Here is an 18,072-nt window from a genome sequence, read left to right as displayed (position 1 = left end):
TTCCTCCTTAGTATCCGCAGGTCCCCCAATCCCCCCGCTGGAGGCAGGTAAGCCGCGATGGCCCAGAATTTCATCTTCACGATGCAGGACCTGCGCAAGGTCAAGAATGGCAAGGAGATCCTCAAGGGCATCTACCTGTCGTTCTTCCCGGGCGCGAAGATTGGCGTCATCGGTCCCAACGGCTCCGGTAAGTCCACGCTCCTGCGCATCATGGCGGGGGTGGACACGGAGTTCTTCGGCGTGGCGAAGCCGGACCCGGGCGCGAAGGTGGGCTACCTGCCCCAGGAGCCGCAGCTCGATTCCTCGCTGGACGTGAAGGGGAACGTGGAGCTGGGCCTGAAGGAGATTCGCGCCTCGCTGGACCGCTTCAACGAGGTGAGCGCCAGGTTCGCGGAGCCCATGAGCGACGCGGAGATGGAGAAGCTCCTGGCCGAGCAGGGGCGGCTGCAGGACGCCATCGACGCGGTGAACGGCTGGGAGCTGGACCGCACCATCGAGATGGCCATGGACGCGCTGCGCCTGCCCCCGGGCGACGCGGACGTGACGAAGCTGTCCGGCGGTGAGAAGCGCCGCGTGGCGCTGTGCCGCATCCTGCTGGAGAAGCCGGACCTGCTCCTGCTGGACGAGCCCACCAACCACCTGGACGCGGAGAGCGTCGCGTGGCTGGAGCAGGCGCTCAAGGAGTACAAGGGCACCATCGTCTGCATCACCCACGACCGCTACTTCCTCGACAACGCGGCGGAGTGGATCCTGGAGCTGGACCGCGGCGAGGGTGTGCCCTGGAAGGGCAACTACTCCAGCTGGCTGGACCAGAAGCAGAAGCGCCTGGAGCTGGAGGAGAAGGCGGAGAGCCACCGGCAGAAGACGCTCAAGCGCGAGCTGGACTGGGTGCGCCAGTCGCCCAAGGCCCGTCAGGCCAAGAGCAAGGCGCGCATCAACGCGTACGAGGAGCTGCTCAACCAGACGCAGGAGAAGCGCGAGGCCACGGGCGAGGTCATCATCCCGCCCGGTCCCCGCCTGGGCGGGCTGGTGGTGGAGGCCAAGGGCCTGCGCAAGGCGTACGGCGACCGGCTGCTCATCGACGAGCTGAACTTCAAGCTGCCGCCGGGTGGCATCGTGGGCGTCATCGGCCCCAACGGCGCCGGCAAGACGACGCTGTTCCGCATGATGACCGGCACGGAGAAGCCGGACGCGGGCGAGCTGAAGATCGGTGAGACGGTGGTGATGGCCTACGTGGACCAGAGCCGCGACGCGCTCAACGGTGACAACAGCGTGTTCCAGGAGGTCAGCGGTGGGCTGGACCACCTGGACCTGGGCCGCGCGGGCCAGGTGCCCAGCCGCGCCTACCTGGCGGGTTTCGCCTTCAAGGGCCAGGACCAGCAGAAGCGCGTGAAGGACCTGTCCGGCGGCGAGCGCAACCGCGTGCACCTGGCGAAGATGCTCAAGAGCGGCGGCAACCTGCTGCTGCTCGACGAGCCCACCAACGACCTGGACGTGGAGACGCTGCGCAGCCTGGAGGACGCGCTGCTCAGCTTCGCCGGCTGCGCGGTGGTCATCAGCCACGACCGCTGGTTCCTGGACCGCATCGCCACGCACATCCTCGCGTTCGAGGGCGACAGCAAGGCCTTCTTCTTCGAGGGCAACTTCCAGGACTACGAGGCGGACAAGAAGAAGCGCCTGGGCCCCGACGCCCTGGAGCCGCACCGCATCCGCTACCGCCCCATCTCCAAGGGCTAGCGCGGGCGTCGTCCTCCCCTGACAGGAATGTAGGGGAGGACAGCTTGTACGGTTCTTGATGAGGGTTCACGGGTGGTCATAGCCTCCCGGGCATGAACCCTTCCAAGAGCGTTTTGTGGCGCAGTGGTCTGGTGGCCGTCCTCCTCGGGGTGGCCGCGTGCAACGCGGGCGACCCGGCGGAGGTGGACCCGACGCTGGAGTCGTCCGAGGACTCGCTGGTGTGCAACGTGTCGCAGACGTGCCCGAGCGGCACGCCGGTGACGTGCTCGTCGGCGTCGGGCGTGTGCAACTCCGGTGCGGACAACGGCGGCTGGGTGGAGTGTGACGGCGTGCGCACCTTCTGCCCGCCCGCGTGTACCTGTGGCACGACGCGGTACACGGCGACGCGCTCCGGTGAGGGCGCGACCTGTGGCGCGGCGATGAGCCAGGCGCGCACGCTGCTCACGTCGGCGGTGACGGCGAAGTGCCCGGCCGGCGGCTGCAACAGCTCGGATGCGCTGGGCGAGTGCGTGGCGCTGGGCCCGAACCGCACGGACGGCTTCCGCGCGACCATCACCCGCACCTACTCCTGCAAGGAGCCGGCGAACTGCCAGTAGCCCCGGGCTAGGGGGCTTCCACGATGGAAGCCCCCGTTTCGGAGTGGCTAGCGTCACCCGGATGCAAACACACACCCAGTGGCTGTGGCGAAGTGGTGTCCTCCTCGGCGTCGTCGCGCTGGCCGCGTGCAACGCGGGGGGCGTGGAGGAGGGCGCCGTCCTCGAGAGCTCCGAGGCGGAGCTGGCCTGCAACGTGTCCCAGCAGTGCGCCAACGGGACCTCGGTCTCCTGTACCGGCGCGGGGGGCATCTGCATCTCCGGGACGGACAGCGGAGGCTGGGTGGATTGTGATGGCACCCGGACCTACTGTCCTTCCACCACCCCGTGTACCTGTCAGCCCACGCGGTTTCAGGTCGGCACGACGGGGGTCTCCTTCAGTTGCAATTCCGCCTACATCCAGGCGAGGAACACCCTGCTCGCGCAGATGGCGGCGCAATGCCCCAAAGGAACCTGCAACGCCGTCGAGACCCGGTACCCGTGTGAGAGCCCCGACCCCGAGACCGAACGGGCGGTGGGGGTGTCGTACGAGTTCTCCTGCATGGGGCCGCCCAACTGCCAGTAGCCCCGGGCTAGGGGGCTTCCACGATGGAAGCCCCCGTTTCGGGGTGGCTAGCGTCACTCGGATGCAAACACATCTCCAGTGGCTGTGGCGAAGTGGTGTCCTCCTCGGTGTCGTCGCGCTGGCCGCGTGCAACGCGGGGGGCGTGGAGGAGGGCGCCGTCCTCGAGAGCTCCGAGGCGGAGCTGACCTGTCAGGTGTTCCAGCAGTGCGCCAATGGTTCGAGCGTGAGCTGTGGCTCCGCGAGCGGGGTCTGCAACTCCGGGACGGACAACGGGGGCTGGGTCTCGTGCGATGGGACCCGGACCTACTGTCCCTCCACCACCCCGTGTACCTGTCAGCCCGAACGGCAGGTGCTTTTCGGAATCGGGCTCAGCTTCAATTGCACCATCTCCTACCTCAATGCGAAGAATGACGCGTACGCGCAGATGGCGGCGCAGTGCCCGAAGGGGGCCTGCAATGTCGTCGAGGCGCGAGGAGGGTGTGCTCCGACCGAGCCTCCCGATGTCCAGCAGCAGGCGACGGTGAGCCTCACCTTCTCCTGCATGGGGCCGCCCAACTGCCAGTAGCCCCGGGCTAGGGGGTTTCCACGATGGAGGCCCCCGTTTCTGCGTGTCTAGCGTCACTTGGATGCAAAAACATCTCCAGTGGCTGTTGCGAAGTGGTGTCCTCCTCGGTGTCGTCGCGCTGGCCGCATGCAACGCGGGGAGCATGGAGGAGGACGCCGCCCTCGAACGCTCAGGGGCGGAGCTGACCTGCGGCGTGTCCCAGCAGTGCGCCAATGGTTCGACCGTGAGCTGTGGCTCCGCGAGCGGGGTCTGCACCTCCGGGACGGACAACGGGGGCTGGGTGGAGTGTGACGGGGCTCGGACCTACTGTGCCCCCGCGTGTACCTGCAGCGCCGCGAGGCAGTTCGCCACCGCGACCGGGGCGGGGGATCGGTGTCCCATCGCCTACGCTGATGCACGCGACGCCCTCGAGGCTCACGTCGCCGCGCAGTGCCCGGCGGGCGCTTGCGGCATCATCGAAGTCGAGAACGGCTGCCGCGCCATCGGCTCGGGCCCTTGGGTGAGCTTCGAGGCGTCGCTCACGTATTCGTACTCGTGCCTGGAGCCCGCGAACTGCCAGTAGGCCCCGTCTCACCGTGGCCGCCGCGGCGTCAGGCAGAAGCGCACCGTGGCGCATTCGATGCCCTGGAGGCTCGCCGCCAGCGCACGGGCGGCGGCCCGGGTATCGCGGAGGGGGAAGGCCCCGCTCACCGTCCCGTCCTCCAGGATGGCCTCCAGCAGCGCCAGCTCGCGGGCTCGGGGGCCCGCGAGCAGTGGCTCCAGTCGTGGCACCAGGTCCACCAGCGCCTCCGGCGTGACGCGCAGCGCGCGAATCATCCGCTCGGCCATGCCCTGCCGGTGGGTGATGAACGTCCGCACCCGCTCCTCCGGAGGGCCGGCCTCCCAGACGGCGGCCTCGAGGTCCGCGAGCGCCTCCGCCCAGACCTGGTCCACCACCCGCTCGAACAGCTCGCGCTTGTCCTTGAAGTGGGTGAGGACCCGCTCCAGCGACAGGCCCGCGCCCCGGGCGATGTCGTGCAGCGACGTCTCCAGGAAGCCCCGCCGCGCGAAGTGCTCGCGGGCCGCCGCGAGCACGGCGGCCCGTTGCCGGGGCACCATCGACACGATGTTGTGCGCGGTCGCTCCCATGGCGTTCACAGGCCGAAGCCCACCGCGACGGAGGTGACGACGTCCCCCGTCTGCGGGTCCCTGGTCACCTCGAAGCCCACCGCCGGGATGGCCACCTCGCGGACGTAGGCGCGCACGCCGATGCCGGGCGACACGTACCGCAGCACCGTGTTCCTCCACTCCACGCGGCCCACGTCCACGAAGGCATGCGCGGTGAGCGTCATCATGCGGGGACTCCAGAGGGGCACCTGATACTCCAGCGTCGCCAGGCTGGCCGTCTCCGCCCACAGCGTCCCGGTGGCGAAGCCCCGGCTCCCGGTGCGCCCGCCCAGCAGCTGCGCGTCCAGGAACGCGTCCCCCCAGGACTGGTTGTGCTGGGCCGTCAACGTCAGGGCGTGGGTGCCGAACACGGGCAGCGTGTAGCTCGCGAGGAGCGTCACCTGCCGCATCTCCCGCGTGGACCCGAGGAAGTCCAACCCCTGTCGGAGCAGCGCGCGGACCACCAACCCCTCGTCGAAGTAGAAGTGGAAGTCCTGGCCCAGGTACTCGGCGGAGAGGCTCACCCCGTACACCTCACCGCGAGAGGGGGCGAGGCTTCCACCCTCCGTGGCCAGGGGCTTGTTGACGAGCGCGAACGCACCCACGCCGAGGTTCAGCTCGGGCGTCACCTGGTAGCCGAGCGTCCCGGCGATGTCGAAGCGCCGGTCGGTGTACGTGTCCACCACGACGTCCTCGTTGCGCCGCTCGCGGTCCGTCTTGGCGAACTGGAACGACAGCAGGCCCGTCCACCGGGTGCCGCCGATGCTCGGGTCCCGGAACATCGAAAACAGCGAGCCACCGCGGTTGCCCGCCATGCCGCCCGCCACCAGCGTCTTGTTGAGCCCGAAGAGGTTGCTCTCCAGGGCGAAGATGCCCGCCTGCCATTGCCCCTTCCCGGAGCTGAAGACGGGGATGGGCAGCAGCGTCCAGCGCTCCTCCACGTCGACCTGGAGCCCCACGCCCGAGCGCTCCGGCAGCGTGAGGACCTCCACGCTCTTGAAGAGCTTCAGGTTGAGCAGTCGCCGCTTCAGCTCGGGGACGTCGCCGGTGGCCAGCACGTCACCCGGGCCCAGGCGCAGCGCCCGGAGGATGACGGAGTCCCGGGTGCGGGTGTTGCCGCGCAGCTCGATGCGCTCGATGCGTCCCGTCAGCGGGCGGGGCTCCGGCGCGGTGGCCTCGAGGCGCAACCCGTCGGGGTGTCCACCGGCCTGGGCTTCGCGGCCCTCCTGGGCCAGGGCTCCGCAGGGGAGCCCCACGGCTTGCAGCACCACGAGCAGGCGGACCTGGCTCAACGAGGAGTTCGTCGGGGGCATGTTCTTCATCCAGGGAGCGTGTGGCGCGGGGCTACTTCGCCGCGAGGGAGTTGCCGGTGGGGTCGAAGAGGCCCATCGCTCGCGCGAGGGCGAGGCGGGAGAGCTGCACGTTGAGCGCCTCGGCGACGGCGGAGAGCTGGGCGCTGGCGAGCGTCGCGTTGACGTCCGTCACCTGGAGGTACGTCGTGGCGCCCGCGTCGAAGCTCTGCTTGGCCAGCCGCGCGCTCTCCCAGGAGAGCTTCACCCGCTCCTCGGCCGTGGCGAGGTTGACCTCCGCGGTCTCCAGCTCTCCGCGCGCCTTGCGCACCTCGTCGCGAATCTTCTCCTCGGCGCCGCGCAGGTTGGCGTTCGCCTCGGCGATCTTCCCGGAGGCCTCCCGCAGGTTGGCCTCGCGCAGCCCGCCGTCGAACAGCGTCCACGACAGCGACAGCCCCACGTTCCAGTTGGTGGCCTGACCGGTGAGCCCGCCGGTGTTCGTCGCGGTGAAGTTGCCCGTGGCGAACAGGTTGGGCAGGTACTCCATGGCCACCTGTCGGCGTCCGCCGCGCGCGAGGTCCACGTTGAGGCGCGCCGCCGCCGCGTCCGGGCGCTGGTCGAGCGCCGTCTTCTCCGCGGTGGCCGCGTCCTTCGCGTCGCTGGGGAGCGCGACCTTCGTCTCCTCGGGCGGCGCCACGTCGAAGTCCACCGGCCGGCCGAGCAGCGCGGCCAGGGCGCTCTTCGCGGTCGCGTAGGCGTTGCGGCTGCGCACCACCTCCTGCTCGGCCTGCTTGCGGTCCAGCGTCGCGCGCAGGACGGCCAGCCGCTCCACGTCCCCCACCTCGAAGCGGTTCTCTGCGTCGCGCTCGAAGCCCCGGCGGACCTCCAGGAGCTGGTCCTGCACCGCCAGGGACTCTCGCAGGCTCGCGGCGCCGAGGTAGGCCTGGGCCACCGCGAACAGCGTCTCGCGGCGCGTGTTCTCCGCCGTCAGCGCGCCCACCCGCTCTCCGAGATAGGCATTGCCGATGGCGGGCCACAGCTTGGGGACGAGCAGCGCCTGCTGCGCCGTGAGCTGGCCCGCGAGCTGGTTCTGGTTCTGCAGGACGATGGGGTCCGGGATGCCCGCCATGGAGAAGGACAGCTCCTTCGGATACCGGGTGTAGGAGCCGCTCGCGGTGACGCTGGGGAGGTAGCCCGCCCACGCCTTGTTCGACAGCTCCCGGGACTGCTGGAGCCGGGCGCGGGCCGCGTCGATGCCGGGGCTCTGCTTCTCCGCGAGCGCCAGCGCCTCCTCGAAGGTGAGCACCGGCAGCGCCGTGGCCGCGGGGAGCGGGACGTTGCTCGTGAGTTCAGCCGGCCGCGTGGGCGTGTCCGCGGCGACGGGCGCCGTTCGCGTGGTGGGGGTGGGCTCGGGAGTCGCCGGGGTGGCGGGAGTCTGCGTCAGCAGGACACTGGAGAGCAGGACGGGGATGAGCATGACGGAGGTCCGGGAGGAAGCGGGCACACGCGTGGCGTCGTGGTCCCGTGGTGAGTCGGGGATTGGCGGGTGGAGGTCGGGAGGTGTGGCGGAGCCCGGGCCTGGCGCCGGGCCCCGCGTTCAGCGCGGGAGGGAGGTCGGGCTGCTCAGTGGGAGCCCTCCACGAGGTCGTTCGCCGCGCCGGCGGTCATCGCGACGTCCGCGTGCGTGTCCCCGGTGGCCTTCGCGCGGCGCTGGAAGCGCGCGGAGAGCCCGTCCAGCAGCGAGTAGACGACGGGCACCACCACCAGCGTGAGGACGGTGGAGCTGACGAGGCCGCCGATGATGACCAGCGCCATGGGCACGCGCGTCTCGGCGCCGTCGCCCTGGGCGAGCGCCACCGGCACCATGCCGGCGACCATGGCGATGGTCGTCATGAGGATGGGGCGCAGGCGCACCGGCGCGGCCTGGAGCAGCGCGTCCCGCGCGCTCTTCCCCGCGTCCCGGAGCTGCTGGGTGAAGTCGACCAGCAGGATGCCGTTCTTCACCACCAGGCCCATGAGCATGATGACGCCGATGAGGGCGATCATCGACAGCGCGTGGCCCGACAGGAGCAGCGCGGCGATGGCGCCGATGAACGCGAAGGGCAGCGACAGCATGATGGTGAAGGGGTGGATGTAGCTGCCGAACTGCGACGCCAGAATCATGTAGAGCAGGAGGATGCCCAGCCCCAGCGCCATCCCGAACGCGCTGGCCGTCTTGCCCATCTCCTTCGCGTTGCCGGAGAACGTCCCCACCACGCCCTTGGGCAGGTCCTGCTGGGCCTGCGCCGTGAGGTAGCCCATGCCCTCGCCCAGGGTGTAGCCGGGCGCCAGGTTCGCGAGCAGGGTGATCTGCCGCCGCTGGTTCTGGCGGTCGATTTGGACCGGGCCCTCGGACGGGACGATGTCCGCCACGCTGCGCAGCTCCACCAACTGGCCGTTCGACGTGCGCACGGTGAGCTGCCCCAGCGCCTCCTCGGAGGCGAGCGTGGCGTCCGGCAGGCGCAGCTTCACGTCGTACGTCTCGCCACCCTCGCGGTACTTCATGAACTCGTCGCGCCCCAGGTAGGCGCGCAGGGCGGTGCCCACCTGGGCGGCGGGGACGCCCACCTGGGCGGCGCGCTCACGGTCGACGCGCACGTCGAACTGCGGCTTGCCGCTGCGGAACGTCGAGTCGATGTCGGTGAAGCCGGGGTTGGACCGCATCGCCGTGAGCAGCTTCTCGCTGGAGGTGACGACCTGGTCCCAGTCCGAACCCTGGAGCACGTACTGGACCTGCTGGGTGCGTCCGCCGCCGCCGGTGCTGGAGGTGTCCTGGACGGAGAGCAGCACGCCGGGGTGCTGCCCCAGCGCCTCGCGCAGGCGCACCTTGAAGGTCTCCTGGTCGAAGGAGCGCTCCTTGCGCGGCACCAGGTTCACCTGCACCTCGCCCTTGTGCACCTCCTCCAGCGTGCCGCCGCCCGCGGTGCTGAACGTCTCCTTCACGCCCTCCAGGGTCCGCGCCTGGGCGGCGACCTGCGCCATCTCCCGCTCGGTGTCCTCCAGGGTGGAGCCCACCGGCAGCTCGAGCGTCACGCGCACCGCGCTGTTGTCGGACGGCGGGATGAAGGTGAACTTGAGGAACTTCGCCATGCCCAGCGTCAGCAGCAGCACGCCCACGGCCGCGGCGACGGTGAGGCCCCGGTGCCGGAGCACGCCGTCGAGGACGCGGCGGTAGCCGTTCTCCATGGCCACCAGCGCGCGCTCGATGGCGGCGCTCACCCGGTTCTTGGGGCCGTGGCCGTGCGACTTGAGCAGGCGGCTGGACAGCATGGGTGTGAGCGTCATCGACACCGCGTAGGAGATGAGCACCGCCACGGCCACTGTGATGCCGAACTGGTAGAAGAACTGGCCGATCATCCCCTCCATGAAGGCCACGGGGACGAACACCGCGACGATGGCGAGCGTCACCGCGAGCACCGCGACGACGATCTGCCGCGTGCCCTCCAGCGCCGCCTGCATGGGCGTCTTCCCCTCCTCCAGGTGGCGCACGATGTTCTCGATGACCACGATGGCGTCGTCGATGAGCAGGCCGATGGAGAGCGTCAGCGCCAGCATGGTGATGATGTTGAACGTGAAGCCCAGCAGCGCCATCACCGCGAAGGTGCCCACGACGCTCACCGGCAGCGCGATGGCGGACACCAGCGTCGAGCGCGGGTCGCGCAGGAACAGGAACACGATGAGGACGGAGAGCACGCCGCCCAGGAGCAGGTCCTCCTGCACCGCGTGGATGGAGGCGCGGATGGTCGTGGAGTTGTCGCTGATGGTGCTGACCGTGACGCCCTGGGGCAGGCTGGCGTTGAGCTCGGACAGCGACTCCTTGACGCTCTCCGCGACCTGCACCGTGTTGGCGCCGGACTGCTTGCGCACGACCAGCGCCACCGCGGCCCCCGTGTCGGACCGGGCCGCGCCGCGCGCCTCCTGCGCGCCGTCCACCACCGCCGCCACGTCACGCACGCGCACCGGGGTGCCGTTGGGGCTGGCGAGGATGATGTTGCCGATTTCGTCCACGCTGCGCGCCTCCGCCGTCAGGCGCACCACGCGCTCGCGGCCCCCCTGCGTGGCGCGCCCGCCGGGGAGGTCCACGCTCTGCGCCTGGAGCGACTGGCTGACGTCGCCGATGGCCAGCCCGTAGCCGCGCAGCCGCTGCGGGTCGACGACGAGCTGGATCTCCCGCTCCTGGCCACCCACCACGGTGATGCTGCCCACGCCCGGCTGGCTCTGGAGCGACGGCTTCACCACGTCCTCCGCCACGCGCGTCAGCTCCTCGATGGGCAGCGCGCCGGAGAGCGACAGCGTGAGGATGGGCGCCGCGCCGATGTCGAACTTCTCCACGACTGGCGTCTCGATGTCGTCCGGCAGCGAGCGCAGCGTGGCCTGCACGCGGTCACGCACGTCCTGGGCGGCCACGTCCACGTCGGTGCCCAGCTTGAAGCTGAGCGTCACCTGGCTGACGTTCTCCAGGTTGATGGAGTTGAGCTCGTCCACGCCGTTGATGGTGTTGAGCGCCTCCTCGAGCGGGTCGGTGACGTTCTTCTCGATGGACTCCGGGTCCGCGCCCGGCAGCAGCGTGGTGACGGTGACGACGGGGATGTCGACGTTGGGGTACTGGTCGACGCCGATGCGCGGGTAGGCGTAGAGCCCGAAGACGACGACCGCGGCCATCAGCATGACGGTGAAGACGGAGTGTTTGATGAAGGTCTGGAGCATGGCGAGGGCCTGCGTCGGAAGAGAGGAAGGGAAGGGGAGGGGCTACTGGACGACCTGGAGCGCCGTGCCGTTCTGCAAGGGCAGGCTCGCGTCGGCCACGACGCGGTCGCTGGCGCCCAGGCCGTGCACCACGCGCACGAAGCCGGGCAGCACGCGCTCCACCTTCACGTCACGGCGCTGCGCCTTGCCGTCCTGCACCACCCAGACGAAGCCCTGCTGGCCCCGCGCGTTGACGGCCTGCGTGGGCAGGAACAGCCCCGCCTGCCCCGCGTCGTCGGCGCCCGCCGTGCCAGAGAAGTCCATCTCCACCAGCGCGCCCGCGCGCAGCACCACCGCGTCGGCCTTCGCCGGCAGCACGTCCGCGAGCACCTCCACGGTGCGCGTCTGCGCGTCGATGGTGGCGCCGAGGCTGCGCACCTTCGCCTCGAAGGGCGCGCCGGAGGGGTTGAGCGTGCCCTGGATGACCGCGCCCACCTTCACGCGGTCCACGAACGCCTCCGGCACGGGGACCCGCACCTCGAGCGCCTGCGTGTTGACCAGCCCGAAGATGGCCGTGCCCGGGGACACGTAGTCACCCTCGTTGGCGGTGCGGCTGGTGATGACGCCGTCGAAGGGGGCGGTGAGGGTGGCGTCGCGCAGCGCCTCCTGCGCGCCGTCGAGCTGCGCGGCGGCCTGCTGGGCCTGGGCCTGCGCCTGGCGGTAGCCCACCTCGGCCTTGTCGAGCGACGCGCGCGCGAGGCTGCCCTGCGCCGCCAGCGTCCGCGCCCGCTCCACCTCCGTCCTCGCGCCCTCCAGCGCCGCCTCCGCCGCGGCCTTCCCGGCGCGGGCCTGGTTGGCGGTGATGCGCGCGTTGGAGGTGTCCAGTTGCGCCAGCACCTGCCCACGCTTCACCGCGTCGCCCGCGTTCACCGTGACGCGCACGAGCGTGCCGGACGCCTCCGCGCTCAGCTTCGCCTCCTGCTTGGAGCGCACCCCGCCGGTGGCTCGCAGGACGCTCGCCTCCAGCTTCGTGGCCGGCGTGACGGCGCGCACGCCCACCGGCTTCTGGACCACCTGCGCCGCGGGCGCGGGCGGAGGGGCGGACTTGTCTCCCTCGCCACACCCCGCCATCACCACCGCCACCACTGCCGCGCTCAGGATTCTCTTCATGGCTTCGTTCCTCGTCTTGCGGCCGGGGCTCTGGGATTCCGGCACTGAGTGACTGGATTGGTTTTCTGGTCAGTCCCAGGCAAACGAACACCCTGCTCCGCCTGGGTGCGGGGGAGGGGCTTCAGGTCGTGGGGGGAGGCCGGGCCTTGAGGCCGCGGATGAAGAGGTCGAAGCAGGTCTCCAGCGACTGATGGAACCGGGCGTCGGGTTCTTCCACCATCATGCGGAGGGTGGGCACGGAGATGAGCTCCTGGAGGCCCTGGGCGGTCAGGGCGGGGGACGCCGTCATGAAGACCCCCTGCGCCACGCCCTCCTCGATGATGCCCTCCAGCACGGCGGTCTCCGCCGCACGCATCCGGGGCACGAGGTCCTTGGCCTTCATCGCCTGGACGCCCAGGTCGAAGAGGTGGCTCAGCTCGATGGTGTGTCCGCCGGGCTTCCGGGCCTGCTGCTCGAACTTGCAGCGGATGTAGGCGCGGAGCTTCTCCTCACTGGTGGTCGCTTGCTGCACGCGGGTCTTGAGCTCGGAGATGCCCTGCTCGTGCGACCGCAGCACGATGGCCTCGAACAGCGCCTCCTTGCTCTCGAAGTGCAGGTAGATGCTGCCCTTGCCCACGCCCGCCTTCCGGGCGATGTCCTCGATGGACGCCTTCTTGAACCCGAACCGGGCGAAGATCTCGCCGGCGGCCTCCAGGATGGCGATGCGTGGGTCAGAACTCATTGACCAGATTTGTAATCCAGTCAGTCAGTCAGCGCAAGTCGTCGCTCAACCCACCGGAATTCCATGAGGTGGGCCTCCCGGTGGGCGAGCAGCCGGGCTCAAGGCCAGGCGGGGCGAGCAGCTTCCCGGGGCGCTCATCCGCTCATCCTCCGAGGCGAGGGGACGACCCACCCCCAGTGTGAGGGGCTGGCACCCCGCGCGTCATGGACAACCCACTGGAATCCGGATGACCCAGTGCTGGCATTGCCATTGCTCTACTCCTGACACTCATTGAAAGGAGTTGCATCGATGCAATTGCATTCCAATAACCAGAGAGGCCTCGTGGCCGCCGCGCTCGCGCTGTGGGTGGGCGCGTGTGGTGAGCCGGTGGAGACGCCGTCGCCGGAGCCGCGCTCCGCGTCGGCGGCGCTGGTCACGTCGCAGCGGCTGACGCTCGCGCCGTCGATGCTGTCGCCGGATGGCGTCCGCCCGACGGCGGGGGCGTACCAGAACCTGGTGGACGAGCAGCACCTCGTCGGGGACCCGCGCGCGGGAACGGGGGGGGCGCCGGTCACGACCTGGGGCAACGTCGTCTACACCGAGTCCGCCTACCCCATGGGCTTCATCATCGACCTGGGGCAGGAGTACGACCTGACCGAGGTGGGCGTCTACGACACGTACGAGACAGGCACCATCACCTTCGAAATGGGTGCGCCGGGGGCGTGGGTCCACACCCTCTCCTTCGAGTCCACGCAGTGGCAGAAGTGGGTGCTCAAGTCCGTCCAGGTGCGCACGCGCTATGTCCACTTCGCGCGGTCGATGAAGGGCGCTTCGGACGAAATCGTCATCTACGGCTCCCCGGCGGGCGGGCCCCCGGCGAACCTGCCGCCCACGGTCTCCGCGGGCGCGGACGTCGCGGTGGTGCAGCCCGCGACCTCCGCCGCGCTGAGCGGCACCGCGTCGGACATCGATGGCGCGGTGGCCTCCGTGCAGTGGACGCAGGTCTCCGGCCCGAGCACCGCGACGCTCTCCGGCGCGACGACGCTGTCCGCCACCGCCTCCAACCTGGTGCTGGGCCTCTACGAGTTCGAGCTGGTGGCGACGGACGACGACGGCGCCACCGCGTCGGACCGCGTGAAGGTGCAGGTGAACGCCGCGCCGAACGGCCGGGGCGTCGTGCGCGAGTTCCGCAAGGACACCACCCCGCTCAAGACCTACGGCTACGTCGTGTACACGCCGCCCGGCTACGACGCGGCGAGCAACTGGCCCATCGTCTTCTTCCTCCACGGCATGGGGCAGCAGGGCAACGGCAACAGCGAGCTGCCCAAGGTCCGTGAGGAGGGGCCGCTGCGCTACATCGACCAGGAGAACAAGGACTATCCCTTCGTCCTCGTGGCGCCCCAGACGGCCAAGGACGGCTTCTGGAGTGAGTGGGAGGTCGAGAACCGGGTGGACCCGTTCTTCGAGTTCATCCTCTCGACCTACAAGGTCGACCGCAAGCGCGTCTACCTGACGGGGCTGAGCATGGGCGGCGCCGGGACCTTCAACTACGCGGGGCGCTTCCCCGGGAAGCTGGCGGCGGCCGTCCCCGTGTGCAACGGCGGATATGGCTCCGACCAGGCCCGGGCGCAGTCGATGGTGGACGCCAACCTCCCCATCTGGGCCTCGCACGGCTACAACGACGAGGCCATCCTCTACGTCGCCACCTCCGGCTGGTTCGACAAGCTGGGCAAGGCGATGGCGTCCGGGAGCAGCGACGTGATGAAGGCGTACGCGAAGACGCCGGAGCGGCACCAGACGGCGTTCTACCGCCCCGCGACGGCGAGCTGGCAGTGGGTCGACGGCCTCACGGCCCTCGACGCCAACGGCCAGGGCCCGGAGCGGCCATACCTCTTCACCGTCCTCAACCCGGGCACCCACTACATCTGGGACACCGTCTACAAGGACCCCAAGGTCTTCAACTGGATGCTGGCCCAGTCCCGGCCCTGAGGTCGTCGCGGGCGCCGCGTCCGTCGTCCCAGGGCGCGGCGCTCACGGCGCCGCGCGGCGCTTCCCGGTGAGCGCGCCGCGCAGCGCGCGCACCTCCGCCAGCAGCGCGTGGGCCGCCTCCAGCGACGTGTCCACGAGGACCGGCGCCTGGGGGGACACGTGCTCCGTCGGCTCGCCGAGCCCGGTGTCCCGGTGCGTGCGCACGCGCGCGAGGATGAGGTCGCGGATGGCCTCCGCGTCGTCGACGCCGCGGAAGTGGGCCTCGTGGGGGCGCTCGCCCATGCCGGCGCTCTCCTCGTGCCTGCCGCCGCTGCCGCCTCCCGCCGTCTCCACCTTCACGTCCGCGATGCCCAGCAGCCGCTGGAGCGGGTTCTGGTGGATGGACAGCTGCTGGATGTTGGCGAAGGCCAGCGTCTTCTCGCGCAGGCTCAGGATGCCCTCGCGCACGCGCAGGCTGCGGTCGGACAGCACGTACCAGCGCAGCTCGTAGTTCAGCCGCGTCACCAGGAAGCCGAGGGTCAACTGGAGCAGGAAGCCGCCCCACGCGAGCACCTCCACCCCGTAGAAGACGAGCGGGCTCAGGTAGGGAATCTCCGCGTGGTGCACCAGGGGGCTCAGGATGACCCAGCCGACGACGAGGCCGGACAACACGCCCACCTGCTTCAGTCCCCAGAGGATGCGCAGGTACGTGAGGAACGCGGGGGACGCGCGGAACACGCGCTGCGTCCCCTCCGGGAGATGAGGACGGGGGTCCACCTTCAACAGGCGCAGCAACCCTTCCCGGACCAGGTCAGCCATGCCCTGGCTCCGGTGGCTTCGTCGGAGGGGCGGACGTGGCCAGCTCCTCGCGGAGCGCGCGCACCTCGGAGGCCACCTCGCGCAGCGCGTCCGCCAGCGCGTCGGGGCGTGTCACGCCCACCCCCGACCCGGGGGCAGTCGCCTGTCCACCCGTGGCGCCGTCGCGCGTGCCGCGCATGCGCGCATAGAGGAAGTCCCGCATCGCCTCGAAGTGCTGGAGCCCCTCGATGGTGATCTCCGCCTGCGCGCTGCCGCTCGCCGTCTGGAGCTGGATTCGCGCCAGCCCCAGCCAGCGCTCCAGGAGGTTGCTGGACAGGTGGATGTCCTGGATGCGCGCGTACGTCAGCGACACCTCGCGCCGGAAGAGGATGCCCCACCGCACGGTGATGCCCTCGTCGTCCAGCGCGTAGCGCAGCGTCTGGAACTTGAAGAAGCGCTGCACCATGAAGACGGGGAACGCCGGCCCCAAGAGCAGCGAGGACAGCAGGTAGTGGGTGAGCAGGTTGGCGTGTGGCTGGAGCACGGTGGGCAGCGGCCACAGCGCTCGCGCGCGCTCCGGGGCGAGCGCCTGTCCGGTCGTCGTCGAAGCGGCGGCGGGTCCACCACCGGGTGTCATGTGCGGTTCACCAGGGCTGTCCTCCAGGGGCTCCAGGAATTCAACGAGCGAGCGCCATCCCCATTTCATACGCGCTCCGGACGCCGGAGTCATGTCACGCCGTGAGGCTCTCTCGGCGTCTGGGAATGCGTGGGGAGGCGAGTCGGCGGGCGTCCGAGCAGGCGCCTCGCGTGGAACCCGCGTGCGACGCGCGCGCAACGAATTCGCCCGGGCCGCGTGCACTCCTCGTCGCTGCCCACTCGGCGACGTGATGGCTGTGGAGCAAGGCACGTTTCGACATGGTGTCTGACACACCTGAGACAGACGCGGGTCGTTTGTGGCGCCAGAGGTCTTTCCGGTTCGACGCCGCGCCCTACCGTGGCGTGCATGAATCTGATGCCCTGGCGGAACCTGGACGAGATGTTGAGTGGTCTTGAGATCCCTGCGGGATGCACCGCGGAGCAGCTCGCACGGGAGGACATCCCGCGCCTGACGGCGCTCCTGCGGGCGTGGTACCCGGACATCCAGGTGGGGACGGAGAGCCGGCACCTGGAGCCCTCCTTCTACGAGCGCGAGTTCTTCCTCCGGGGCGAGTCCTCGGACCGGAACCTGTACGGCATCGTGTGCCGCGCGAAGGACTCGGGAGACATCATCGGCCTCTTGTCGCTCGAGAAGAACGTGCGCGGGCTGCAGTTGTCGGCGGTGATGGGCGTGGTGGAGCCCTCGAAGCGGGGGCTGGGCATCGGCCACATCGGGTCGGCGGCGCTGGTGGTGGTGGGGGGCAACATCGGCGCGGAGGTGGTGCTCTACTACTCCACGCTGAAGACGGCGCGCGCGCAGCGCAACGCGGAGGGGCAGGGCTTCAAGCTGGTGGGCCTGGTGCCGGCCTTCGACGTGGACGCCATCGCGCCCAACACGGTGAAGCGCGTCTACGAGGCCCTCTACGCGAGGGTGCTGGTGGGCCCCGAGCGCATCCACCTGCCGGACTGGAACGAGCTCATCCCCACCACGCGCGCGCTGTTCACGCACCTGTTCGGGGACGCCCGGCAGCAGGGCGCCGCGGAGGCCAGGCCGCAGAACGTGGTCGTCGCGCCCGGCGGCGCCAGCCCGGGCGCGGGGCGGGAGCAGCTCCATGGTTGAGATCCGCTCCTACGACGGCGACGCCGTCGAGGCCGCGCGGTTCGTCAACAGCGTCTGGACGCGCTACTACGCAAACAAGGTCCCGGTGACGGACTTCTCGCCCCGGTTCCTCGACTGGATGTTGTTCGGCAACCCGGTGGCCCGGCGCGACTACATGCTGGCGGCGTACTCGGGCTCGCGGCTGGTGGGCACGCTGTTCGCGGAGCCCATCCGCATGCGGCTCGGGGAGCGGGACGTGGACGGGACGTTCGGGAGCTGGGCGAGCGTGGACCCCGAATTCCGCGGCCAGGGCGTGATGATGAAGCTGTCGGAGACGATGGCCACGCGCATCCGCGAGCGCGGGGCCGCCTGCATGCTGGCGTGCGTGGCCACCGGCTCCACCGCGCAGCGGTTCTGGGAGCGGGTGCGTGACACGCGCTTCCTCAACCACCTGGGCCTGTGGGTGCACGTCTTCGACGCGGACGCGGTGGTCCGCTGGTCCATGTCGTCGGCGGAGCGCGCGCTGTTCACCCTGGCCAGGCCCCTGCTGCGGCAGGGCTACCTGCGCACCCCGGTGGAGGGCGTGCGGCCCTATCGTCCGGAGGACCTGTCCTCCAGCATGGCGCTCGTCGCCCGGATGCTGGAGCCGGTGAACCTGGGCTACGCCTATACGGCGCAGCGGCTGGCGCACCAGCTCCAGTACCGCGACGTGCCCAACACGCTCGTGCTGGAGCGCGACGGCGCGGTGCGAGGCCTCGCCAACTACTACACGCTGCGGATGAAGGCGCGCGGGGAGCTGACGGTGGGCCTGGTGGACCTGATGGCCTTCCACGACTCCGTGACGCCGGCCGAGCGCGCGCAGTTGTTGGCGGCGACCATGCGGCACATGGCGGGGCAGGGCGCGAGCATCGGCGCGATGTTGCGGGGGCCGTGTGTCTCCACGTCGCTGATGTGGCGCTCCGGGTGGATGCCGTGGTCGGGTGGGGCGCGGGTGGTGAGCGCGTTCCCCGCGGCGGGCATCCAGCTTCCCACCGACCCCCAGGTCTTCGTGCACATGCGCTGAGGGTCGCCGGGCGGGAGG

The 18,072-nt window shown here is 70.3% G+C and carries 16 protein-coding genes; 8 read left to right on the top strand and 8 right to left on the bottom strand.

Going from position 1 to position 18,072, the window contains the following annotated elements:
• Window positions 1–57 precede the first annotated feature (57 nt).
• The 5 genes from ettA to LZ198_RS05090 all read left to right on the top strand — a co-directional run bounded on the left by ettA (window position 58) and on the right by LZ198_RS05090 (window position 4,022).
• Window positions 58–1,737: an energy-dependent translational throttle protein EttA gene (gene ettA, locus LZ198_RS05110; RefSeq protein WP_253970744.1), complete on the top strand. Its 1,680-nt coding sequence runs from the start codon at window positions 58–60 to the stop codon at window positions 1,735–1,737.
• A 92-nt stretch (window positions 1,738–1,829) separates the two neighbouring features.
• Window positions 1,830–2,333 carry a hypothetical protein gene (locus LZ198_RS05105; protein ID WP_253970743.1) on the top strand — a complete coding sequence of 168 codons (504 nt, stop codon included), beginning with the start codon at window positions 1,830–1,832 and terminating at the stop codon, window positions 2,331–2,333.
• Between the two features lie 61 nt (window positions 2,334–2,394).
• Window positions 2,395–2,895 carry a hypothetical protein gene (locus LZ198_RS05100; protein ID WP_253970742.1) on the top strand — a complete coding sequence of 167 codons (501 nt, stop codon included), beginning with the start codon at window positions 2,395–2,397 and terminating at the stop codon, window positions 2,893–2,895.
• A 61-nt stretch (window positions 2,896–2,956) separates the two neighbouring features.
• A complete protein-coding gene (locus LZ198_RS05095; RefSeq protein WP_253970741.1) occupies window positions 2,957–3,460 on the top strand; it encodes a hypothetical protein in 504 nt (167 codons plus the stop codon).
• Between the two features lie 61 nt (window positions 3,461–3,521).
• On the top strand, window positions 3,522–4,022 hold the full coding sequence (locus tag LZ198_RS05090; RefSeq protein ID WP_253970740.1) for a hypothetical protein: 501 nt from the start codon (window positions 3,522–3,524) through the stop codon (window positions 4,020–4,022).
• An 8-nt stretch (window positions 4,023–4,030) separates the two neighbouring features.
• On the opposite strand, the gene LZ198_RS05085 is transcribed toward LZ198_RS05090, so the two are convergent.
• The 6 genes from LZ198_RS05085 to LZ198_RS05060 all read right to left on the bottom strand — a co-directional run bounded on the left by LZ198_RS05085 (window position 4,031) and on the right by LZ198_RS05060 (window position 12,511).
• On the bottom strand, window positions 4,031–4,588 hold the full coding sequence (locus LZ198_RS05085) for a TetR/AcrR family transcriptional regulator (protein WP_253970739.1): 558 nt from the start codon (window positions 4,586–4,588) through the stop codon (window positions 4,031–4,033).
• Window positions 4,589–4,593: 5 nt separating this feature from the next.
• Window positions 4,594–5,919 (bottom strand): BamA/TamA family outer membrane protein, encoded by a 1,326-nt coding sequence (locus LZ198_RS05080; RefSeq protein ID WP_253970738.1) that lies wholly within the window; start codon window positions 5,917–5,919, stop codon window positions 4,594–4,596.
• A gap of 31 nt (window positions 5,920–5,950) precedes the next feature.
• A complete protein-coding gene (locus LZ198_RS05075) occupies window positions 5,951–7,372 on the bottom strand; it encodes a TolC family protein (RefSeq protein WP_253970737.1) in 1,422 nt (473 codons plus the stop codon).
• 146 nt (window positions 7,373–7,518) lie between these two features.
• A complete protein-coding gene (locus tag LZ198_RS05070; protein WP_253970736.1) occupies window positions 7,519–10,641 on the bottom strand; it encodes an efflux RND transporter permease subunit in 3,123 nt (1,040 codons plus the stop codon).
• Between the two features lie 42 nt (window positions 10,642–10,683).
• On the bottom strand, window positions 10,684–11,790 hold the full coding sequence (locus LZ198_RS05065; RefSeq protein ID WP_253970735.1) for an efflux RND transporter periplasmic adaptor subunit: 1,107 nt from the start codon (window positions 11,788–11,790) through the stop codon (window positions 10,684–10,686).
• Between the two features lie 121 nt (window positions 11,791–11,911).
• Window positions 11,912–12,511 carry a TetR/AcrR family transcriptional regulator gene (locus LZ198_RS05060; protein ID WP_253970734.1) on the bottom strand — a complete coding sequence of 200 codons (600 nt, stop codon included), beginning with the start codon at window positions 12,509–12,511 and terminating at the stop codon, window positions 11,912–11,914.
• A gap of 288 nt (window positions 12,512–12,799) precedes the next feature.
• Here LZ198_RS05060 and LZ198_RS05055 point away from each other — a divergent pair, with 288 nt between their 5' ends.
• Window positions 12,800–14,479: a carboxylesterase family protein gene (locus LZ198_RS05055; RefSeq protein ID WP_253970733.1), complete on the top strand. Its 1,680-nt coding sequence runs from the start codon at window positions 12,800–12,802 to the stop codon at window positions 14,477–14,479.
• A 42-nt stretch (window positions 14,480–14,521) separates the two neighbouring features.
• On the opposite strand, the gene LZ198_RS05050 is transcribed toward LZ198_RS05055, so the two are convergent.
• The gene (locus LZ198_RS05050) at window positions 14,522–15,277 is read right to left on the bottom strand and encodes a PH domain-containing protein (protein ID WP_253970732.1); all 756 of its coding nucleotides are present in this window, start codon (window positions 15,275–15,277) and stop codon (window positions 14,522–14,524) included.
• Window positions 15,270–15,893, bottom strand: coding sequence for a PH domain-containing protein (locus tag LZ198_RS05045; RefSeq protein ID WP_253970731.1), 624 nt, complete (start codon window positions 15,891–15,893; stop codon window positions 15,270–15,272). Before LZ198_RS05045 ends, LZ198_RS05050 begins: the two co-directional genes overlap by 8 nt.
• Window positions 15,894–16,259: 366 nt before the next feature.
• Between LZ198_RS05045 and LZ198_RS05040 the strand changes: the two genes are divergently transcribed.
• Both LZ198_RS05040 and LZ198_RS05035 read left to right on the top strand, forming a co-directional pair.
• A complete protein-coding gene (locus LZ198_RS05040) occupies window positions 16,260–17,012 on the top strand; it encodes a hypothetical protein (RefSeq protein ID WP_253970730.1) in 753 nt (250 codons plus the stop codon).
• Window positions 17,005–18,054, top strand: coding sequence for a GNAT family N-acetyltransferase (locus LZ198_RS05035; protein WP_253970729.1), 1,050 nt, complete (start codon window positions 17,005–17,007; stop codon window positions 18,052–18,054). The genes LZ198_RS05040 and LZ198_RS05035 overlap by 8 nt, the downstream gene beginning before the upstream one ends.
• Window positions 18,055–18,072: the final 18 nt, after the last annotated feature.

The organism is Myxococcus dinghuensis, assembly GCF_024198235.1.
Taxonomy (GTDB): domain Bacteria; phylum Myxococcota; class Myxococcia; order Myxococcales; family Myxococcaceae; genus Myxococcus; species Myxococcus dinghuensis.
This window is presented reverse-complemented; position numbering and strand designations above follow the sequence as displayed.

Bases quoted from the DNA above. Each gene is read 5' to 3' on its own strand.
- ettA (WP_253970744.1), top strand. From the start codon at position 58: ATGGCCCAGAATTTCATCTTCACGATGCAGGACCTGCGCAAGGTCAAG.
- LZ198_RS05105 (WP_253970743.1), top strand. From the start codon at position 1,830: ATGAACCCTTCCAAGAGCGTTTTGTGGCGCAGTGGTCTGGTGGCCGTC.
- LZ198_RS05100 (WP_253970742.1), top strand. From the start codon at position 2,395: ATGCAAACACACACCCAGTGGCTGTGGCGAAGTGGTGTCCTCCTCGGC.
- LZ198_RS05095 (WP_253970741.1), top strand. From the start codon at position 2,957: ATGCAAACACATCTCCAGTGGCTGTGGCGAAGTGGTGTCCTCCTCGGT.
- LZ198_RS05090 (WP_253970740.1), top strand. From the start codon at position 3,522: ATGCAAAAACATCTCCAGTGGCTGTTGCGAAGTGGTGTCCTCCTCGGT.
- LZ198_RS05085 (WP_253970739.1), bottom strand. From the start codon at position 4,588: ATGGGAGCGACCGCGCACAACATCGTGTCGATGGTGCCCCGGCAACGG.
- LZ198_RS05080 (WP_253970738.1), bottom strand. From the start codon at position 5,919: ATGCCCCCGACGAACTCCTCGTTGAGCCAGGTCCGCCTGCTCGTGGTG.
- LZ198_RS05075 (WP_253970737.1), bottom strand. From the start codon at position 7,372: ATGCTCATCCCCGTCCTGCTCTCCAGTGTCCTGCTGACGCAGACTCCC.
- LZ198_RS05070 (WP_253970736.1), bottom strand. From the start codon at position 10,641: ATGCTCCAGACCTTCATCAAACACTCCGTCTTCACCGTCATGCTGATG.
- LZ198_RS05065 (WP_253970735.1), bottom strand. From the start codon at position 11,790: ATGAAGAGAATCCTGAGCGCGGCAGTGGTGGCGGTGGTGATGGCGGGG.
- LZ198_RS05060 (WP_253970734.1), bottom strand. From the start codon at position 12,511: ATGAGTTCTGACCCACGCATCGCCATCCTGGAGGCCGCCGGCGAGATC.
- LZ198_RS05055 (WP_253970733.1), top strand. From the start codon at position 12,800: ATGCAATTGCATTCCAATAACCAGAGAGGCCTCGTGGCCGCCGCGCTC.
- LZ198_RS05050 (WP_253970732.1), bottom strand. From the start codon at position 15,277: ATGGCTGACCTGGTCCGGGAAGGGTTGCTGCGCCTGTTGAAGGTGGAC.
- LZ198_RS05045 (WP_253970731.1), bottom strand. From the start codon at position 15,893: ATGACACCCGGTGGTGGACCCGCCGCCGCTTCGACGACGACCGGACAG.
- LZ198_RS05040 (WP_253970730.1), top strand. From the start codon at position 16,260: ATGAATCTGATGCCCTGGCGGAACCTGGACGAGATGTTGAGTGGTCTT.
- LZ198_RS05035 (WP_253970729.1), top strand. From the start codon at position 17,005: ATGGTTGAGATCCGCTCCTACGACGGCGACGCCGTCGAGGCCGCGCGG.